General features: G+C 62.9%; 20 protein-coding genes. 17 read left to right on the top strand and 3 right to left on the bottom strand.

Annotated elements, in window-relative coordinates:
- Positions 1-19 precede the first annotated feature (19 nt).
- A complete protein-coding gene (locus AC1DLV_RS02395; RefSeq protein WP_476799665.1) occupies positions 20-481 on the top strand; it encodes a GNAT family N-acetyltransferase in 462 nt (153 codons plus the stop codon).
- Positions 482-740: 259 nt separating this feature from the next.
- Here AC1DLV_RS02395 and AC1DLV_RS02390 read toward each other — a convergent pair whose 3' ends face one another.
- Complete coding sequence (locus AC1DLV_RS02390) at positions 741-1916, bottom strand: Mrp/NBP35 family ATP-binding protein (RefSeq protein WP_476799666.1); 1176 nt, start codon at positions 1914-1916, stop codon at positions 741-743.
- A gap of 238 nt (positions 1917-2154) precedes the next feature.
- Here AC1DLV_RS02390 and AC1DLV_RS02385 point away from each other — a divergent pair, with 238 nt between their 5' ends.
- The 14 genes from AC1DLV_RS02385 to AC1DLV_RS02320 all read left to right on the top strand — a co-directional run bounded on the left by AC1DLV_RS02385 (position 2155) and on the right by AC1DLV_RS02320 (position 14518).
- Positions 2155-2568, top strand: coding sequence for a VOC family protein (locus tag AC1DLV_RS02385; RefSeq protein WP_476799667.1), 414 nt, complete (start codon positions 2155-2157; stop codon positions 2566-2568).
- Positions 2569-2601: 33 nt separating this feature from the next.
- Complete coding sequence (locus tag AC1DLV_RS02380) at positions 2602-3009, top strand: DoxX family protein (protein WP_476799668.1); 408 nt, start codon at positions 2602-2604, stop codon at positions 3007-3009.
- 26 nt (positions 3010-3035) lie between these two features.
- The gene (locus tag AC1DLV_RS02375) at positions 3036-3587 is read left to right on the top strand and encodes an SRPBCC family protein (RefSeq protein ID WP_476799669.1); all 552 of its coding nucleotides are present in this window, start codon (positions 3036-3038) and stop codon (positions 3585-3587) included.
- An 85-nt stretch (positions 3588-3672) separates the two neighbouring features.
- Entirely contained in the window at positions 3673-4050 is a 378-nt protein-coding gene (locus AC1DLV_RS02370; protein ID WP_476799670.1) for a VOC family protein, read from the top strand.
- Positions 4051-4478: 428 nt separating this feature from the next.
- On the top strand, positions 4479-5378 hold the full coding sequence (locus AC1DLV_RS02365; RefSeq protein WP_476799671.1) for a LysR family transcriptional regulator: 900 nt from the start codon (positions 4479-4481) through the stop codon (positions 5376-5378).
- A gap of 139 nt (positions 5379-5517) precedes the next feature.
- Positions 5518-5997 carry a formate dehydrogenase subunit gamma gene (locus AC1DLV_RS02360; protein ID WP_476799672.1) on the top strand — a complete coding sequence of 160 codons (480 nt, stop codon included), beginning with the start codon at positions 5518-5520 and terminating at the stop codon, positions 5995-5997.
- Complete coding sequence (locus AC1DLV_RS02355) at positions 5994-7550, top strand: formate dehydrogenase beta subunit (RefSeq protein ID WP_476799673.1); 1557 nt, start codon at positions 5994-5996, stop codon at positions 7548-7550. Before AC1DLV_RS02360 ends, AC1DLV_RS02355 begins: the two co-directional genes overlap by 4 nt.
- Positions 7551-7561: 11 nt before the next feature.
- Entirely contained in the window at positions 7562-10441 is a 2880-nt protein-coding gene (fdhF, locus tag AC1DLV_RS02350) for a formate dehydrogenase subunit alpha (protein ID WP_476799674.1), read from the top strand.
- 7 nt (positions 10442-10448) lie between these two features.
- Positions 10449-11276 carry a formate dehydrogenase accessory sulfurtransferase FdhD gene (fdhD, locus tag AC1DLV_RS02345; protein ID WP_476799675.1) on the top strand — a complete coding sequence of 276 codons (828 nt, stop codon included), beginning with the start codon at positions 10449-10451 and terminating at the stop codon, positions 11274-11276.
- Positions 11266-11517, top strand: a complete 252-nt coding sequence (locus AC1DLV_RS02340; RefSeq protein ID WP_476799676.1) for a formate dehydrogenase subunit delta — start codon at positions 11266-11268, stop codon at positions 11515-11517. The genes fdhD and AC1DLV_RS02340 overlap by 11 nt, the downstream gene beginning before the upstream one ends.
- A gap of 194 nt (positions 11518-11711) precedes the next feature.
- On the top strand, positions 11712-13163 hold the full coding sequence (locus AC1DLV_RS02335) for an alpha/beta fold hydrolase (protein ID WP_476836118.1): 1452 nt from the start codon (positions 11712-11714) through the stop codon (positions 13161-13163).
- A 106-nt stretch (positions 13164-13269) separates the two neighbouring features.
- Positions 13270-13743 carry a carboxymuconolactone decarboxylase family protein gene (locus AC1DLV_RS02330; RefSeq protein ID WP_476799677.1) on the top strand — a complete coding sequence of 158 codons (474 nt, stop codon included), beginning with the start codon at positions 13270-13272 and terminating at the stop codon, positions 13741-13743.
- Positions 13744-13795: 52 nt separating this feature from the next.
- Positions 13796-14158, top strand: a complete 363-nt coding sequence (locus AC1DLV_RS02325) for a nuclear transport factor 2 family protein (protein WP_476782735.1) — start codon at positions 13796-13798, stop codon at positions 14156-14158.
- A 42-nt stretch (positions 14159-14200) separates the two neighbouring features.
- A complete protein-coding gene (locus AC1DLV_RS02320; protein ID WP_476799678.1) occupies positions 14201-14518 on the top strand; it encodes a hypothetical protein in 318 nt (105 codons plus the stop codon).
- Here the strand turns inward: AC1DLV_RS02320 and AC1DLV_RS02315 are convergent.
- Together AC1DLV_RS02315 and AC1DLV_RS02310 are read right to left on the bottom strand one after the other, a co-directional pair.
- Positions 14515-15132, bottom strand: coding sequence for a DedA family protein (locus tag AC1DLV_RS02315; RefSeq protein WP_476799679.1), 618 nt, complete (start codon positions 15130-15132; stop codon positions 14515-14517). The genes AC1DLV_RS02320 and AC1DLV_RS02315 overlap by 4 nt on opposite strands.
- Positions 15129-15728 carry a class I SAM-dependent methyltransferase gene (locus tag AC1DLV_RS02310; protein WP_476799680.1) on the bottom strand — a complete coding sequence of 200 codons (600 nt, stop codon included), beginning with the start codon at positions 15726-15728 and terminating at the stop codon, positions 15129-15131. The genes AC1DLV_RS02315 and AC1DLV_RS02310 overlap by 4 nt, the downstream gene beginning before the upstream one ends.
- A 209-nt stretch (positions 15729-15937) precedes the next feature.
- Here AC1DLV_RS02310 and AC1DLV_RS02305 point away from each other — a divergent pair, with 209 nt between their 5' ends.
- Positions 15938-16612: a response regulator transcription factor gene (locus AC1DLV_RS02305; protein WP_476799681.1), complete on the top strand. Its 675-nt coding sequence runs from the start codon at positions 15938-15940 to the stop codon at positions 16610-16612.
- Positions 16609-17994, top strand: coding sequence for a sensor histidine kinase (locus tag AC1DLV_RS02300; protein ID WP_476799682.1), 1386 nt, complete (start codon positions 16609-16611; stop codon positions 17992-17994). The genes AC1DLV_RS02305 and AC1DLV_RS02300 overlap by 4 nt, the downstream gene beginning before the upstream one ends.
- The last annotated feature ends 1 nt before the right edge of the window (position 17995 follow it).

Raw genomic sequence — 17995 nt, 5'->3', positions numbered from 1 at the left:
GCCGCGAATGGCGGGTCCCATGGCATCCGAACTCACCATTCGCCGGGCGACCCGCGACGACCTGCCTGAGCTGATTCAGCTCTACCGTCACCTCGTGCCCGGCGACGAGCCCCTGAATAGCGAAGAGGCCGGCCTGATCTGGGACCGGTTCTCACGCTTCGACGGCAGCGCGATTTTCCTTGGCGTGCGCGATGGGGAGCTCGTTGCCACTTGTACGCTGGTGGTCATCCCGAATTTCACACGGGGCGGCGCGTCTTACGCACTGATCGAGAACGTGGTGACCCATGCCGATTTTCGCGGGCTGGGTTACGGCAAGGCAGTGCTTGCCGAGGCCGTGGAGGCTGCGTGGGCGTGCGGATGTTACAAGGTAATGCTGCTTACCGGCTCGAAGGTTCCGGCGACGCTCGGGTTTTACGACAATGCGGGATTTGCGCGAACGAAGACAGGTTTTGAGATTCGAAGGTTGCCGGCGCGGGAGTGAGGAGCGCTGCGCGTACTTGGCAGGGCTGCGCGACAGTCAATTGAAGTCGCGATCCTTCCCACCCCCCTCTGTCCTGCCGGACATCTCCCCCGCAAGGGGGGAGATTGGCAGCTCGGGCGCTGCCGCACATCCTGCAATCCTGGTGATGGCGAAATTCGACATGACGGCTGATCTCCCCCCTTGCGGGGGAGATGTCCGGCAGTACAGAGGGGGTGCGAAGGAATGAGACCTGGTCTCACAAACCTCGAACCCGAAGCCCCTATTCAAACACGATAGTCGGCACAGCTGCTTCGGCAGCACCCTGTTCTTCCTGGAGCCGGGTCCAAACCTTTGACGCGATGTCGCGGTAGATTTTCGCTTCGGCGCCGTCTGGTTTCGACACCACGACAGGTGTGCCGGCGTCCGAGCTTTCGCGGATGCCCATTTCGAGCGGCACTTCGCCCAAGAAGGTCACGCCGAGACGTTCGGCTTCCTTCTTCGCGCCGCCATGGCCGAAGATGTCGTAGCGCTTGCCGGTGTCTGGCGCGATGAAATAGCTCATGTTCTCGACGATGCCGAGCAGCGGCACATCGACCTTCTTGAACATGTTCAAGCCCTTGCGGGCATCGATCAGCGCCAGGTCCTGCGGGGTGGAGACGATGACAGCACCTGCCAGCGGCACCTGCTGCGCCATGGTCAGCTGGGCGTCGCCGGTGCCGGGCGGCATGTCGACGACGAGCACGTCAAGCGGACCCCATTCGACCTCGCGCAGCATCTGGGTCAGCGCCGACATGACCATCGGGCCGCGCCAGATCATCGGGGTTTCCTCATCGACGAGGAAGCCCATCGACATGACCTTGAGGCCGTAATTGCCCATCGGCTTCAGGATCTTGCCGTCAACCGTTTCGGGCCGGCCATGGATGTTGAGCAGGCGCGGCATGGACGGGCCGTAGATGTCGGCATCGAGCACGCCAACCTTGAGGCCAATGGCCTGGAGGCCAAGCGCGATGTTGACGGCGGTGGTCGACTTGCCGACGCCGCCCTTGCCCGAGGCAACCGCGATAATTGCAGCGATGCCCGGAACACCGCGCTTGCCCTGGCTGTGCGAAGCAGGCGCATGCTGCGCCGGACGTGCTGCGGGCGCAGGTGTTGCTGCGGGACGCGGAGGTGCTGGACGGGACGGGACCGGAGCTTCCATGCCGCCGCCCTTTTTCTCGGCGGTCAGGGCAACGACAGCCCCCGTGACGCCGGGAATGGCCTTGACGACACGCTCGGCAGCGGCGCGCAGCGGCTCCATTTCCTGGGCACGGGCGGCCGGAACGGTGATCGAGAAGAACACCTTGCCGTCAGCGATGAAAATGTCGGACAGCAGTCCGAGATCAACGATGTTGCCTGAGAAATCCGGGCCATTGACCGTCTTGAGACGCTCCAGAACGGTTTCTTTGGTGACTGTCATTTGGGCCTTGCCTCACTAGTTTATTGCGCAATGAGATAGTGCAGTTCGCCGCAAGAACCAAGCTACCCGATGCGGCAGCCTGCCCGTGGCCTAATGGGCAAGCGCGACAATCGCCCCAGATTGGTTCGGTAAAAGAAGTTCGGGCTCGGCAAAAGAAATTCGCGCAGGCATGTCGGCTCAGCGATGCCTGCGTCGTCCTTGGGGCAGAACTGAGAGCAAACATCCAGGGAGAACTGACATGAAATTCGTCAACTACCTCTTCTTCAATGGCGACACCCGCGAGGCTTTCGAATTCTACGCCAAGGTCTTCGACGGCAAGATCACAGGCATGCTCACCCATCGCGAAACACCCGCCACCAAGGATGTCTCCGAGGAGTGGCAAGACAAGATCATCAACGCTCAACTCGTCATCGGCGACCAGATGCTGATGGCCTCGGACTCACCACCCCAGTACCGCACGGAAATGTCGGGCTTTTCGGTGTCGGTCGACATGGGCGACCTCACCAAGGCCGAACGCGTCTTCAATGCTCTGGCCGATGGCGGCACCGTCAACATGCCGTTCAGCCCGACCTTCTGGGCCAAGGGTTTCGGCATGTTGAAAGACAAGTTCGGCACGCCCTGGATGATCAGCAGCGGCAACGCCGGCGAATAATTCAAACGATCGGCATCATGAGGGAACCAGACCATGCATTCGGCACTTGAAACGCCAACAATTTCCAGCCCTGCCCTATGGACCGGACGTGTCCTCAGCGGCGCCCTGATCGCTTTCCTTGTCTTCGACGCGGTGATCAAGCTCGTGCCGTTGCAAGTGGTGATCGACACCACCGCGGCACTTGGCTTTCCGCCGGAGATGGCGCGAACACTCGGTGTGCTGACGCTTGTGTGCACGGCACTCTACGGCTGGCCGCGGACGGCGATCCTCGGCGCGATCCTTTTGACCGGCTATCTCGGCGGCGCCATCGCCATTCACCTGCGCATCGGCAATCCGCTGATTTCGCACACTTTGTTCGGCGTCTATCTCGGGCTGATGGCTTGGGGCGGGCTCTATTTGCGCGATGAGCGGCTGCGGGCGCTGATCCCGTTTCGCCGCTGAACGCAACCATATCCACGGAGACGACAATGCAGATCCTTGCCATCATCCTCGGTGTGATCGTTCTCGCTGTCCTTGCCATCCTGGCGATCGCCGCGACCAAGCCGGCCAGCTTCACGGTGCGGCGCACGGCAGACGTCGATGCCGCACCCGAAGCGATCTTTCCTTTGCTCAACGACTTCCGCAAATGGCGGGAGTGGTCGCCTTATGAGGGCAAGGACCCCGACATGACGCGCACGCTGAGCGGCGCCGAGGCCGGTCGGGGCGCGGTCTATGAATGGGCCGGCAACAAAGACGTCGGCACCGGCCGGATGGAAATCACCGATGCAACCCGGCCGAACAAGGTGGTGATCAAGCTCGATTTCATGCAGCCGTTCGAGGCGCACAACGTCGCCGAATTCACCATCGAGCCGAAAGGCGGCTCGAGCCGTGTGACCTGGGCGATGCGCGGGCCGTCTCCGTTCATGTCCAAGGTCATGCAGGTGTTCATGAATTTCGACGTCATGATCGGCAAGGATTTCGAACAGGGCCTCGCCAATCTCAAGGCCATTGCCGAACAAAAACGCCTGGTCAGCTCTTAAGAACTTCCGCTTGCAAAACCCTGCCGCCCGGATGGGGCGGCCCATCTCTTGATCGGAATGCGGGGACGACACAAAGGAGAACGTCATGCTTGGTCAAACCAACGCCGTTGCCAATCTCGCAGTCAGGGATATCGCCCGCGCCAAGGCCTTTTACGAGCGCACGCTTGGCCTGAGGGAAGTCGACCATATGGGCGAGGACGTGTCGGTGCTGAAGAGCGGCGACACGGTGATCAACGTCTATCGCTCGGACTATGCCGGCACCAACAAGGCGACAGCCGTCACCTGGAACGTCGGCGACAAGATCGACAGCATGGTCAAGGAACTCAAGACAAAGGGCGTGAGCTTCGAGCATTACGACCTGCCGGATACCCGCCTCGAAGGCGACGTCCATGTCTTCGGCGATATAAAGGTCGCCTGGTTCAAGGATCCCGACGGCAACATCCTAAACCTGATCAATCAGTAGAAGTTGCGTTCCCGCAACTCCGGAGCTGGCTTGCCGGGAAGTTGCCCCGGCTGGCCAGCCAGTTCTTGTCTGATCCTTGCTTCATATCTGTCGCGGCATGGATTCCCGACACTCTCCGCTCGTTTCACTCGCTCACGAGGTCGGGAATGACGCATTTCATTTGCCGTTGCCGTCAATCGCCGAAGTTGGAGCACGAGGTTGGAGATTTGCGGAAGCGTTCCCTGCAATCCGTCATTCCCGACCTCGCGAGCGAGTGAAACGAGCGGAGAATGTCGGGAATCCATGCCGTGACGTCGATGAACAAGTCGAAATGCCGACATCCGACAGGAACCACCGGCCGCGACGATGCCACGCGCCGCTCAGACAAGGGAAACGACTGGTGCGTAACCAGTCTGGCGCAAGACATCGGCTGCAGATAGCTTGTCGGCATGATCGATAAGCTGGAATTCTTCATCGCACTCGCAAGGGAGCAACATTTCGGACGCGCCGCCGAGCAATGCGGCGTCACGCAACCGACGCTGTCGGCCGGCATCAAGCAGCTCGAGGACATTTTGGGCGTGATGCTGGTGCAGCGCGGCTCGCGTTTCCAAGGCCTGACGCCAGAGGGTCGGCAGGTGCTGGACTGGGCGCGGCGCATCGTCGGCGATACGCGCGCCATGCGCGACGAGATGCGTGCCGCCCGCCACGGCCTGTCGGGCCGCATCCGCATCGCCGCCGTGCCGACCGCGCTTGCCATGGTGCCCAAGCTGACCACGCCGATGCGCGAAAAGCATCCAGGCGTCACCTTTTCGATCCTGTCGCGAACCTCGATCGAGATCCTGTCGCTGCTCGGCAGTTTCGAGATCGACGCGGGCATCACCTATCTCGACAACGAACCACTCGGCCGCGTCACCTCGGTGCCGCTCTATGCCGAGCGCTACCAGCTGATCACGGCTGCGGGGAACGAGTATTCCGAGCGCGACAAGGTGACGTGGGAGGAAGTGAGCACCTTGCCGCTGTGCCTGCTCACCCCCGACATGCAGAACCGGCGCATCATCGACCAGCATCTCGCCGAAGCCGGCGTGCAGGTGCGCCCGACACTCGAATCGAATTCGATGATCGTGCTGTTCTCCCACATCCGGACCGGCAAATGGTCCTCGATCATGCCGCTCAACCTCGCCGAGACGTTCGGGTTCGCCGAACCGATCCGGGCGATTCCGATCGTCGAACCTGATGCAAGCCACAGCGTCGGGCTGGTGGCGGCGCCGCGCGAGCCGCATACGCCGCTGGTCAAGGCGCTGCTTGACGAAGCCATGGCGCTGGCGGGCGATTTCCGTCGCAAGGCCTGAGCTACAACTACCCTCCATCGTCCACTCGATAGAAAATTTTTATCATGTGACGAAACAGCTTTATTGATTCCGGGGTTGGATATCGGGTTCAATAGACGGAATGCGCCTAAGTGGGCGCCAGTGTCAGGGAGGGCGCTGCATGGTTTTGCAGCCTGCAAGTACCGAACTCGCAGCGAGAACCGCTGCGGTGATCAGCGAATTGAAGAACCTCGAGGGTCCGCTGATCCCGATACTTCACGGTGTCCAGGAGGAGTTTGGCTACGTTCCGCAGGAAACCCTGCCGATCATCGCCGAAGCGCTGAACCTGTCGCGTGCCGAAGTGCACGGCGTCTTCACCTTCTACCACGATTTCCGCCATCACCCGGCTGGCCGCCATGTGCTCAAGGTCTGTCAGGCAGAAGCCTGCCAGTCGATGGGCAGCGACGCGGTTGCCGCCCAGATCAAGCAGAAGCTCGGCATTGGCTTTCACGAGACGACCAAGGACGGCGCGGTAACCCTGGAGCCGATCTATTGCCTCGGCCTCTGCGCCTGCGCTCCTGCCGCCATGCTCGACGGTGAAGTGATTGGCCGGCTCGACGCCGACAAGATCGATGAAATCGTCGAGGAGGTACGCTCATGAGCGTGACGATCTACGTTCCCGGCGACTCCGGCGCCCTTTCGCTCGGTGCCGAAAAGGTCGCCAAGGCTGTCGCCAAAGAGGCCTCTGAGCGCGGCATCGACGCCAAGATCGTGCGCAATGGTTCACGCGGCCTGTACTGGCTCGAGCCGATGGTCGAAGTCGTCACGGACGCTGGCCGCGTTGCCTACGGTCCGGTCTCGGCCAAGGACGTGGCGTCGTTGTTCGACGCAGGTTTCGTCACCGGCGGCGCGCACAAGCTTTCGCTCGGCGATCCGGAAAAACTGCCATTCGTCGCCAAGCAGACTCGGCTGACCTTTGCCCGTTGCGGCATCACCGATCCGGTGTCGCTGGAAGACTACGAAGCCCATGGCGGCCTGGTCGGCCTGCGCAACGCCGTTGCAATGGCACCCGCAGACATCGTCAAGCAGGTGACCGAGTCCGGCCTGCGCGGCCGTGGCGGCGCGGGCTTCCCGACCGGTATCAAGTGGAAGACGGTTCTCGATACGCCGGGCGAGCAAAAATACATCGTCTGCAACGCCGACGAAGGCGACTCGGCGACCTTCGCCGACCGCATGATCATGGAAGGCGATCCCTTCGTGCTGATCGAGGGCATGGCGATTGCCGGCCTGGCGACCCACGCCACCAAGGGCTACGTCTATATCCGCTCCGAATATCCGCATGCGATTGCGGTAATGGAAAAGGCCGTGAAGGTCGCCCGAAGCGCAGGCGTGCTCGGCAAGAGCGTGCTCGGTGCTGCCCAAGGCTTCGACATCGAGATCCGCTCGGGCGCAGGCGCTTATGTCTGCGGCGAAGAAACCTCGCTGCTCAACAGCCTCGAAGGCAAGCGCGGTGTGGTTCGCGCCAAGCCGCCGCTGCCAGCGATCCAGGGCTTGTTCGGCAAGCCGACCGTCATCAACAACGTCATCTCGCTCGCCTCCGTGCCGATCGTCATGGACAAGGGCGCGCAGTACTACAAGGACTTCGGCATGGGCCGCTCGCGCGGCACCATCCCGATCCAGATCGCCGGTAACGTCAAGCATGGCGGCCTTTTCGAAGTCGCCTTCGGCCTGACGCTTGGCGAGATCGTCGACGAGATCGGCGGCGGCACGGCAACCGGCCGCCCGGTCAAGGCGGTGCAGGTGGGTGGCCCGCTCGGTGCCTATTTCCCGCGCGCTTTGTTCGACACGCCGTTCGACTATGAGGCGTTCGCCGCCAAGGACGGCCTGATCGGCCATGCCGGCATCACCGTGTTCGACGACAGCGCCGATATGCTGAAGCAGGCGCGCTTTGCCATGGAATTCTGCGCCATCGAAAGCTGCGGCAAGTGCACGCCCTGCCGCATCGGCTCGACGCGTGGTGTCGAAACACTCGACAAGCTCAAGCAGAACATCGAGCCGGAAAAGCAGCTCGCGCTGGTGACCGACCTCTGCAACACGATGAAATTCGGTTCGCTTTGCGCTCTCGGCGGCTTCACACCTTATCCGGTGATGAGCGCCATCAACCATTTCCCCGAAGATTTCCGGCCGGCAGCGGTCGCTCAGGCAGCGGAATAGGAGACGGCATCATGGGTCTCATTCACGAAATCGATTTCGGCACCCCCGCCTCCACTTCCGAAAAGCAGGTCACGCTGACCGTCGACGGCTTCACGGTCACGGTGCCGGAAGGCACCTCGATCATGCGCGCATCGATGGATGCGGGTATTGCCATACCAAAACTCTGCGCCACCGACATGGTCGACGCCTTCGGCTCCTGCCGGCTCTGCCTGGTGGAGATCGAGGGCCGCAACGGCACGCCGTCTTCCTGCACGACGCCTGTTGCGCCTGGAATGGTGGTCCGCACCCAGACCGGCCGTCTCAAGGACATCCGCAAGGGCGTGATGGAGCTCTACATCTCCGATCACCCGCTCGACTGCCTGACTTGCGCTGCCAATGGCGACTGCGAATTGCAGGACATGGCCGGTGCAGTGGGCCTGCGCGACGTCCGCTACGGCTATGAAGGCGACAACCACGTTCGCGCCAAGAACGACGGCGTCGAAAACTTCAAGTGGATGGCCAAGGACGAGTCCAACCCCTATTTCACCTACGATCCGTCCAAGTGCATCGTTTGCTCGCGCTGTGTGCGGGCCTGCGAAGAGGTGCAAGGCACCTTCGCGCTGACGATCGAAGGCCGTGGCTTCGGCAGCCGCGTTTCGCCGGGCGCGCATGAACTGTTCCTCGACAGCGAGTGCGTCTCCTGCGGCGCCTGCGTGCAGGCCTGCCCGACCGCGACGCTGACGGAAAAGTCGGTCATCCAGATCGGCCAGCCCGAGCATTCGGTGGTCACCACCTGCGCTTATTGCGGGGTCGGCTGCTCGTTCAAGGCGGAGATGCGCGGCGACGAGCTGGTGCGCATGGTGCCGTGGAAGGACGGCAAGGCCAATCGCGGCCACTCCTGCGTCAAGGGCCGCTTCGCCTATGGCTATGCCACCCACAAGGAGCGCATCCTCAACCCGATGATCCGCGAGAACATCGCCGATCCCTGGCGCGAAGTGTCGTGGGAAGAAGCACTCGAGTACACGGCCAAGGAATTCCGCCGCATCCAGTATCAGTATGGTCGCGGTGCCGTCGGCGGTATCACCTCTTCGCGCTGCACGAATGAAGAAACCTTCCTCGTCCAGAAGCTGATCCGCCAGGGCTTCGGCAACAACAACGTCGACACCTGCGCTCGCGTCTGCCATTCGCCGACCGGCTACGGTCTCGGCCAGACCTACGGCACCTCGGCCGGCACGCAGGACTTCGACTCGGTCGAGCACACCGACGTCGCGCTGATCATCGGCGCCAACCCTGCCTCGGCCCACCCGGTGTTCGCATCGCGGCTGAAGAAGCGGCTGCGCGCCGGCGCCAAGCTGATCGTCATCGATCCGCGCCGCACCGAGATGGTGAAGTCGGCGCATATCCAGGCCGAGCATCACCTGGCGCTGAAGCCGGGCACGAACGTCGCCGTGGTCACCGCGATGGCGCATGTCATCGTGACTGAAGGCCTGTTCAACGAGAAGTTCATCCGCGAGCGCTGCGACTGGTCGGAATTCCAGGACTATGCCGAGTTCGTCTCGGACCCGCAGTACGGCCCTGAGGCAGCGGAAAAGCTGTCGGGCGTTCCGGCGGAGACGATCCGCGGTGCAGCCCGCCTCTACGCTACCGGCGGCAATGGCGCGATCTACTACGGCCTCGGCGTGACCGAGCACAGCCAGGGCTCGACCACGGTCATCGGCATCGCCAACCTCGCCATGCTGACCGGCAATATCGGCCGCAAGGGCGTTGGCGTGAACCCGCTGCGTGGCCAAAACAATGTGCAGGGCGCCTGCGACATGGGCTCGTTCCCGCACGAACTGCCGGGCTATCGCCACATTTCGGGCGATGCGGTGCGCGAAATCTACGACAGCCTGTGGGGCGTGAAGCTCGACGACGAGCCGGGCCTGCGCATCCCCAACATGCTGGATGCCGCCGTCGACGGCACGTTCAAGGGCATCTACATCCAGGGCGAGGACATCCTGCAGTCGGACCCCGACACCAAGCATGTCTCGGCTGGCCTCGCTGCCATGGAATGCGTCGTCGTGCAGGACCTGTTCCTCAACGAGACGGCGAACTACGCGCATGTGTTCCTGCCAGGCTCGACCTTCCTCGAGAAGGACGGCACCTTCACCAATGCCGAGCGCCGCATCAACCGCGTGCGCAAGGTGATGGCACCGAAGAACGGCTATGCCGACTGGGAAGTGACGCAGAAGCTCGCCCAGGCGATGGGGCTGAACTGGAATTACCAGCACCCTTCCGAGATCATGGACGAAGTGGCCAAGACGACGCCGAGCTTCGCCAACGTCTCCTACGAGTTCCTGGAAAAGATGGGCTCGGTGCAGTGGCCGTGCAACGACAAGGCGCCTGAGGGCACCCCGATCATGCACATAGACGGCTTCGTGCGCGGCAAGGGCAAGTTCATCCGCACCGAATATGTGGCGACGGACGAAAAGACCGGTCCGCGCTTCCCGCTGCTGCTCACCACCGGCCGCATCCTCAGCCAGTACAATGTCGGCGCGCAGACCAGGCGCACCGAAAACGTCGCCTGGCATGCGGAGGATTTGCTGGAAATCCACCCGCACGACGCCGAATTGCGTGGTCTGCGCGATGGCGACTGGGTGCGGCTGCAGAGCCGCGCCGGCGAGACGACCCTCAGGGCACAGATCACCGATCGTGTGTCGCCTGGCGTGGTCTACACCACCTTCCACCACCCCGACACGCAGGCCAACGTCATCACCACCGATTTCTCCGACTGGGCGACCAACTGTCCGGAATACAAGGTGACGGCGGTTCAGGTCGGCGCGTCCAACGGGCCGTCGGAATGGCAGAAGGAATATACCGAGCAAGCGCAGCAGAGCCGCCGCATCGCCGGCCAGCTGGAAGCGGCGGAGTAGCCTAGAGGTGACGGACCGCCCCGCCATCAGCCAGACAAGCCGCCTCGCCCGCCGGGCGAGCGGCACGACAATCGCCAACCGCATGGTGCCGGAAGAGACGCCGATCGCCTTGTCTTATGGCGGCACCACGCATGCGGTGATGATGGCGAGCCCGGCGGATTTCGAGGATTTCGCGCTTGGCTTCTCGCTGACCGAAGGCATCATCGGCTCAGTTGAAGAAATCGAGTCGATCGAGGTGCTTGATGTCGAAGCCGGCATCGATATCCAGATCAGGCTCAAGGACAAGGCCAACAAACGCTTCGAGTTGCGCCGTCGCCGCCTCGCCGGCCCCGTCGGCTGCGGGCTGTGCGGCATCGAATCCATCGAAGAAGCGATGCGCTCGGTCGACGACGTACACACGCCGACGCTCAGGCTTTCGGCCGACGACATCGTGCAGGCGGTGAAGCTGTTGTCCAAGGCGCAGCCGCTGCATGCGGAAACCGGCGCGGTTCATGCCGCGGGCTTTTACGTGCCCGGCAAGGGCATTGTCGCCGCACGCGAGGATGTCGGCCGTCACAACGCGCTCGACAAGCTCGCCGGCGCGCTCGACAAGGCCGGCATTTCGGGCGGATCGGGTGCCGTGGTGGTGACCAGCCGCGTGTCGGTGGAAATGGTTCAGAAGACGGCCGCCATCGGCGCGCCCTTCATCATCGCCGTCTCAGCCCCCACGGCCCTTGCCATCCGCACCGCCGAACAGGCCGGCATGACGCTCGTCGCACTTGTGCGCGGCGACGATTTCGACATCTTTACCCATCCAGACCGCGTGAGTACCGGAGCCGCCAAAAATGTCGCATGAAGAGCACAAGATGGGGACGAAGGAAAAGCTCGTCTACATGGCGAACCAGATCGCCACCTTCTTTGAATCCAAGCCGCATGACGAAGGTGTCGCGGGCGTTGCCGAACACATCAACAAGTTCTGGGATCCGCGCATGCGCCGCCAGTTCTTCGAGATGTTCGACGAAGGCGGCAAGGGCATGAAGCCGCTGGTGATCGAAGCGGCGGCCACGATCAGGCGTCCCAGGCAGGACGCCGCCTGACTGCATCGAGGCCTGCGGAACAGGCCGTTCCTCTCGACCAAACATCTGCTATGTTAGCAATCCCTAATGGTTTATGCCGACGGGATGGCTCCGATGAGGCCGATCGCGACCCGATATGCCCGTAGTGGTGACGTGCGGATCGCCTATCAGGTGGTTGGCCAGGGTCCACTGACCTCGTCTTCGTTCCCGGCTTCATTTCCAATCTCGACCTGCACTGGGAAGACGAGGGCTACAGCCGGCTGCTTTCGCGCCTGTCAGCCTTTTCCCGCCTGATCCTGTTCGACAAGCGCGGCACCGGGCTTTCCGACCGCGTCGATACGCATGCGCTGCCGAGCCTCGAAATGCGCATGGATGACGTGCGCGCGGTGATGGATGCCGCGGGCTCCAGTCGGGCGGCGATCCTTGGCGCCTCGGAAGGCGCGCCGATGGCGATCCTGTTTGCCGCGACCTATCCTGAGAGGACGCGATCGCTGGTGCTTTACGGCGGCTACGCGCATTTCCACAAATGGGTGATGAGCCCCGAACGGCTGGACGCTTTCATCGAAGCGGCCGAGACGTCCTGGGGTACCGGGGCGACACTTCAGAATTTCGCGCCGGGGCGGCTCGACGATGTACGTTTTGCCACCTGGTGGGCGCGTTTCGAACGGCTGTCGGCAAGCCCGACGGCGGCAGCGGCACTTTCCCGGATGAACGCCGAAATCGACGTGCGCGGCGTGCTGGGCAGTATTCGCGCACCGACCTTGCTGATCCATCGCCGCAACGACGCACGGGTCGATCCCGATGCCAGTCGCTATCTCGCACAGAAAATACCAGGCGCGCGGCTCGCCGAGATCACCGGACGCGACCATCCGATCTGGACGGGCGACGTCAACCACGTCGCCGACCTGATCGAGGAGTTCCTGACCGGCACCCATGCACCGCCCGACACCGAGCGTGTGCTCGCCGCCCTTTTGGTGACGCGCATTTCCGATACAGCACGCCTGGGCGACCGGATGTGGAGCGAACGCAGCCAGCGCTTCCACGAGACCTGGCGCCTGCTGGTAGGCCGCCATGGTGGCCGCATCGCAGACGAGCATGGCGAAGTACTTGTCTCGCGCTTTGATGGACCGGCACGCGCGGTCCGTTGCGCTCAGGCGCTGCGCGAAGCGGCCCAGGATATCGGCATCGCCAGCGCCCAAGGGGTGCATGTCGGCGAGATCGAGATGCGCGGCCCGCCATCGGGGCTCACGATGCGCGTCGCAGCACAGATCGCCGACCATGCCGGGCGCGGCGACATCCTCGCCTCGCGGCTGGTCGCCGATCTCGCCGCCGGCTCGGGCCTGCATTTTGCCGATTCCGGCAAGGTAACGCTCGACGATCTCGACGAGCCATTGGCATTGGTGCAGGCGACATCGGAACAGCATCTCGAGCCGGCCTGCCGCAGCCGCGTGATCGCTGTCGAACCATCGGCACTGACGGCGCGCGAGAACGAGGTCGTGGCGCTGATCGCCGACGGCAAGAGCAATGCGGCGATCGCAGCCGAGCTCAATCTCAGCGAACACACGGTCAAGCGCCATGTCGCCAACATCCTGCTGAAGCTCGACCTGCCTTCGCGGGCGGCGGCGGCGGCGTTTGCCGCACGGCAGACTGGCCCGGACGGGCCATAGCCGGTGTGGCCCTTTCGGGCGAAGCGGAAGGGCAGCGCCAAGGACTACAAATTCTCCCCATGCAGGCAGGCTGAAACAAGCCTCTGACCTGCGGATGGAGGAAGACATGACCAAGGCAACAGGAATATTCACATCGCTGGCGATAGCCGGCCTGGCAGCGTTCATCTCAACGAACGCCTTTGCCGAGGATAGCTCGGCTGCGGCAGCCTACAAGGACATCGAAGCCACGCTCGGTTCGGTACCGAGCTTCTTCAAGGCCTTTCCGGAGTCCGGCGTTGCCGGCGCATGGGCCGAGTTCAAGAGCGTGCAACTCAATCCCAAGACCGAGCTGAACGGCAAGACCAAGGAGCTTATCGGCCTCGCCGTCGCTGCACAGATACCGTGCCAGTACTGCATCTATTTCCATACCGCAGCCGCAAAGGCCAATGGCGCGACGGACGAGGAAATCCGCGAGGCCGTGGCGATGTCGGCGATCGTGCGGCACTGGTCGACGGTGCTGAACGGCATGCAGGTCGACCTGCCCCAGTTCAAACAGGAGGTCGACACGGTGATGACCGCGGCCAAGCCCAAGTCGCAGTGAAAAACAGCAACGAGATCGGGCCGCCCAAAGGGCCGGCCAACAGGAGGATAAAATGCTTGCCACCAAGGAAGCCGTGACTGGTGCCTCGATCAAGAAGGCGATCGAAAGCCGCGACGGCAAGATGCTGTCCAGCTTCTACGCCGACGACGCGCTGGTGCGTGTCATCGACCGTAACAACCCGCCGAGCAAGCCGCGCGAAATCCGCGGCCGCGCGGCGATCACCACTTTCTGGGACGATATTTGCAGCCGCGCGATGAGCCATCGCGTCGACACCACCATCGCGCAAGGCGACAGCCTCGCATTCTCGCAAGCCTGCGCCTACCCCGACGGCACCAAGGTCTTCTGCGCCGCCATGCTCGAACTCAAAGATGGCAAGATCGCGCGGCAGACCGTGGTGCAGGCCTGGGACGAATGATCGAATGCGGGCGAATGGTCGCCCGTAAAAAAGGAGGAAGCCATGTTCGTCGCACGCTGGAAGATCGAGGCCCGCTTCGGGCACAAGCAGGCCGTAATCGAGCTTTTGCGCCAATGGGAACGCGAGATCGGCCCGCAGGCCGGTGTCGACAAGATGGCGATGCAGATCCTGAGCGGATCGGTCGGTGCCAAGGAAGCCACCATCGAGGTCAATCATACGGTGGAGAGCCTGGCTCAGCTGGAAGATATGTTCGCCAAGATCTCCAAGATCGACGCCCATGCCAAATGGGGCAAGCAGCTCGAGCCGCTGGTTGTTTCAGGCTCGTCCTACTGGAACATCTACCGGGTGATCCAGGATTAAGGCTGCGTTTTGCCCGAGGGATGGTCTTCGGCTGTCCCTCGGGTGCTGTGGCGCAGCGCCAGGATGAAGACGATCTCGGCGACGACGACGATGGCGACGATGCGGAAACCGATGGTCACCGGGTCGTGGTCGCCGTCGCGCATCAGATAGCCGCCGATCAGGAAGGCGGCGTTCCAGAGAAAAGCGCCGCACATGGTGGCAAGCGCGAACGGCGCGAAGGAAAGGCGCAAGACGCCAGCTTCGAGCGCGAGATAGGTGCGCGCCACCGGCACCAGCTGGGCGATCAACGAAGCGCGGAAGTTGTTGCGGCGATACGCGTGCGTCAGCTTTTGATAGGTCGCGTGCTTGAGGAAGACATATTTGCCGAAACGCTTGACGAAGGCATCGGCGCGGTCAGGCCCCAGCCAATTGCCGCCCTTGTACCAGATCATCGAACCCAGGGTCGAACCGAGCGTGGTCGCAAACATCAGCGCGACAAGCATCGGCACGTCGGGTGCTGCCGTCATGCCGAGAAACAGCAGCAGCACATGCGAGGGGGGAACCGGCGAGACCTTTTCGGTAAAGGCAAGACATGCCGCGCCGAGCAGACCGAAACCCAGGAACGATGGAATCATGCAAAGCGCCAGTCGTAACTTTTTGCCGGCTTCATCCTGGTGATCCGATAGACAGCCGCCGGCGGCAGATTGCGGAAAGTATGGCCAACACGCTCCACTTCGAGATCGAGCCTGTCGAGCAGCGGCTGATCAATAGGGCACCGGAAGCCGTAAGTGAACATATACATTGCCCCGTCGGGCCTGAGATTGGCAAAAATGCCTTCGAGGATGGCGAGCGTCTGGCGCGGCGGGATCGCCAGGAACGGCAGGCCGCTGATGGCGGCACCGGCGAGTGGGCCCTCGTAGAGCGGACGGTGGCGCAGTTCGGCCGCATCCATTTCCAGCACGCGCGATTTGGGAAAGCGGCACCGGAGCAGGTGGGCGAAATCGGCGTTGAACTCGATCAGCGTCATGTCGCTTTCCTTGACGCCGCGCGCCAGCATGGCACGGGTGAACGGCCCGGTACCGGCTCCAAGCTCAAGCACCGGCCCGGTTTCGGGGCCGAGGTCCCTTGTCATCAGCGTTGCCAGGCTGGAACTGGACGGCGTTATGGAAGCGACCTTGAGCGGTGCGGTCGCCCATGCCATGAGGAAGGATAAAGTGTCGTTTGCGGCCATTGCGAACCTCTTTCGAAATCGTCAGCCGGCGAATCGGTCGCCAGCCCTTAGCGAAAGCTGTTTGCGACTGCTGGATTACACATGCATTGCGGGAATGGCGCAAAACCAGGCATTTTGGCGGTTGCACCTGTTGCCGTCTTTATTTCGCAATGCTTCCGCAATGTTCATGACGTAGCCGGGCGGCACTCAAAGGCCCTTCGAGGAAACAAATGCGCATTTTGCTGGTGGAAGACGAGCCAGAACTGGCATCGGCTATGCGTACGGCGTTGCGGCGGTACGACATGGTGGTGGACCACGCCACATCATTGCTGGAGGCGGGCGATTTCGCCGCCAGCGAAAGCTATGACGCGATCCTGCTCGATCGCCAGTTGCCCGATGGCGATGGCCTGACCCTGGTGCCCAAGCTGCGCGCACGCGGCAACGCAACGCCGGTACTGGTGCTGACGGCACGCAGCGACACCTCCGACAAGGTCGACGGGCTCGACATGGGCGCCGACGATTACCTGGCCAAACCCTTCGCCTTCGAGGAATTGCTCGCGCGGCTGCGCGCCCTGCTGCGCAGGCCGGCCAACGTGCAGACGCAGGTCATCCGCGCCGGCGACCTCGCCTTTGATTTCGGCCACCGCGAGGTCTCGGTTCGCGGCGAACCGATGACCTTGCCGCGCCGCGAGCTGCTGGTCCTGGAAGCGCTGTTGCGGCGCACCGGCCGCATGGTGCAGCGCTCGTCGCTGATGGAAGCGGTCTTCGGCCTCGACGACGAGATCCAGTCCAACGCGCTCGACACGCATGTGTCGCGGCTGCGGCGCAAGCTGGCGGAAGCCAACGGCAAGGTAGAGATCAACGGTGTGCGCGGCGTCGGCTATCTTTTGCGCGAGATTTCATGAACTTCTTCTTGCGGATTCTCTGGTCGATCGCGCGCTTCTTCCGCCCGATTTCGCTGAAATGGCGGCTGGTTTGGCGGCTCGTGGTGCTGCAGGTCGTCCTGCTCACGCTGCTGATCTTCATGATCCTCGGCGCGCTCATCGTCACCGGTGTCATTCCGGACGAGTATGAAGGCCGCGCGGTCGAAGTCCTCAAGAAAGCGGTCCAAAAGGACGCATCGGGCGAACTCGTTCTCAAACAGGGCCGGGCGCTGACCGACCTGCGTGAAGAGGTGCCCGACCTGTGGTTCGTGTTGCGCGACGAGCAGGGGCATACGCTGTCGGAAGGCACCGTCCCGCCCGAATTCACCCGCATGGCCGCCGCGCTCGACCACATAGACAACGCCAAGCTGGTCTGGAAGAAAGGCACGACACTGCCCGCAGCGACGGTTCAGTGGTACGACACCAGCGCTGGCAGAGTTCAGATTTTCACCGGCGCGCAAGGCCGGTTCCAGATCACCGCATTGCTTGCCGTGACACCCGAACTCTTCATGGAGGTCATCCTGCCTGTCGGCGGGGTGATGGCGGTGGCGACGTTGCTGGTGATCCCGCTGGTGGTGCGTAGCGCCTTTAGGGGCCTGAGGCAGGCAGCCGCGCTGGCTGAGAAGATCGATATCGACGAGCGCGGCGTGCGACTGCCGGTCGATCGCATCCCCTCGGAGATCGCGCCGCTGGTCAAGGCCGTCAACGGCGCGCTCGATCGCCTCGACAAGGGCTATGAACGGCACAAAAGGTTCCTGATCGACGCAGCGCATGAATTGCGCACGCCAGTGGCGATCCTCAACACCCGCATCACCTCATTGCCGGCGACGCCCGAGCGGGCGAGGCTCTTGCAGGACACGGCGCGGCTGTCGACGCTGACCGATCAGCTGCTCGACATCCAGCGCCTCAGCCGGCAGGCACAAAGCTTCTCCCGCATCGACCTGGTGGCGGTGGCGCGTGGAGTTGTCCTTGATCTGGCGCCGATGGCGTTTGCGGCAGGCTACGAGATGTCGTTCGAGCCCGCGCGCGGCGAGCTGTTCGCCAAAGGCGACCGCACCGCGGTCGAACGCGCCATCACCAATCTCGTCCAGAACGCGATCGAACATGGCGGCGGCACGGGCAAAATCACGATTGCGGTGAACAGCCCGGCCATCGTCGAGGTTTCAGACGAGGGCGACGGCGTGCCGGCGGCCGAGCGTGAAAAGATCTTCGAGCCTTTCTACCGGCTGCGGCCGCGCGGCCATGGCGCGGGCCTCGGGCTCAACCTGGTACAAGAGATCATGCAGATACATGGCGGCCGCATCGAGCTTGCATACAGCGAGCAAAAAGGCGCCTGCTTCAGGCTGGTCTTCGCACAGGCTTAAG

The sequence above is a fragment of the Aminobacter sp. 01T433 genome (assembly GCF_056398585.1).
This window is presented reverse-complemented; position numbering and strand designations above follow the sequence as displayed.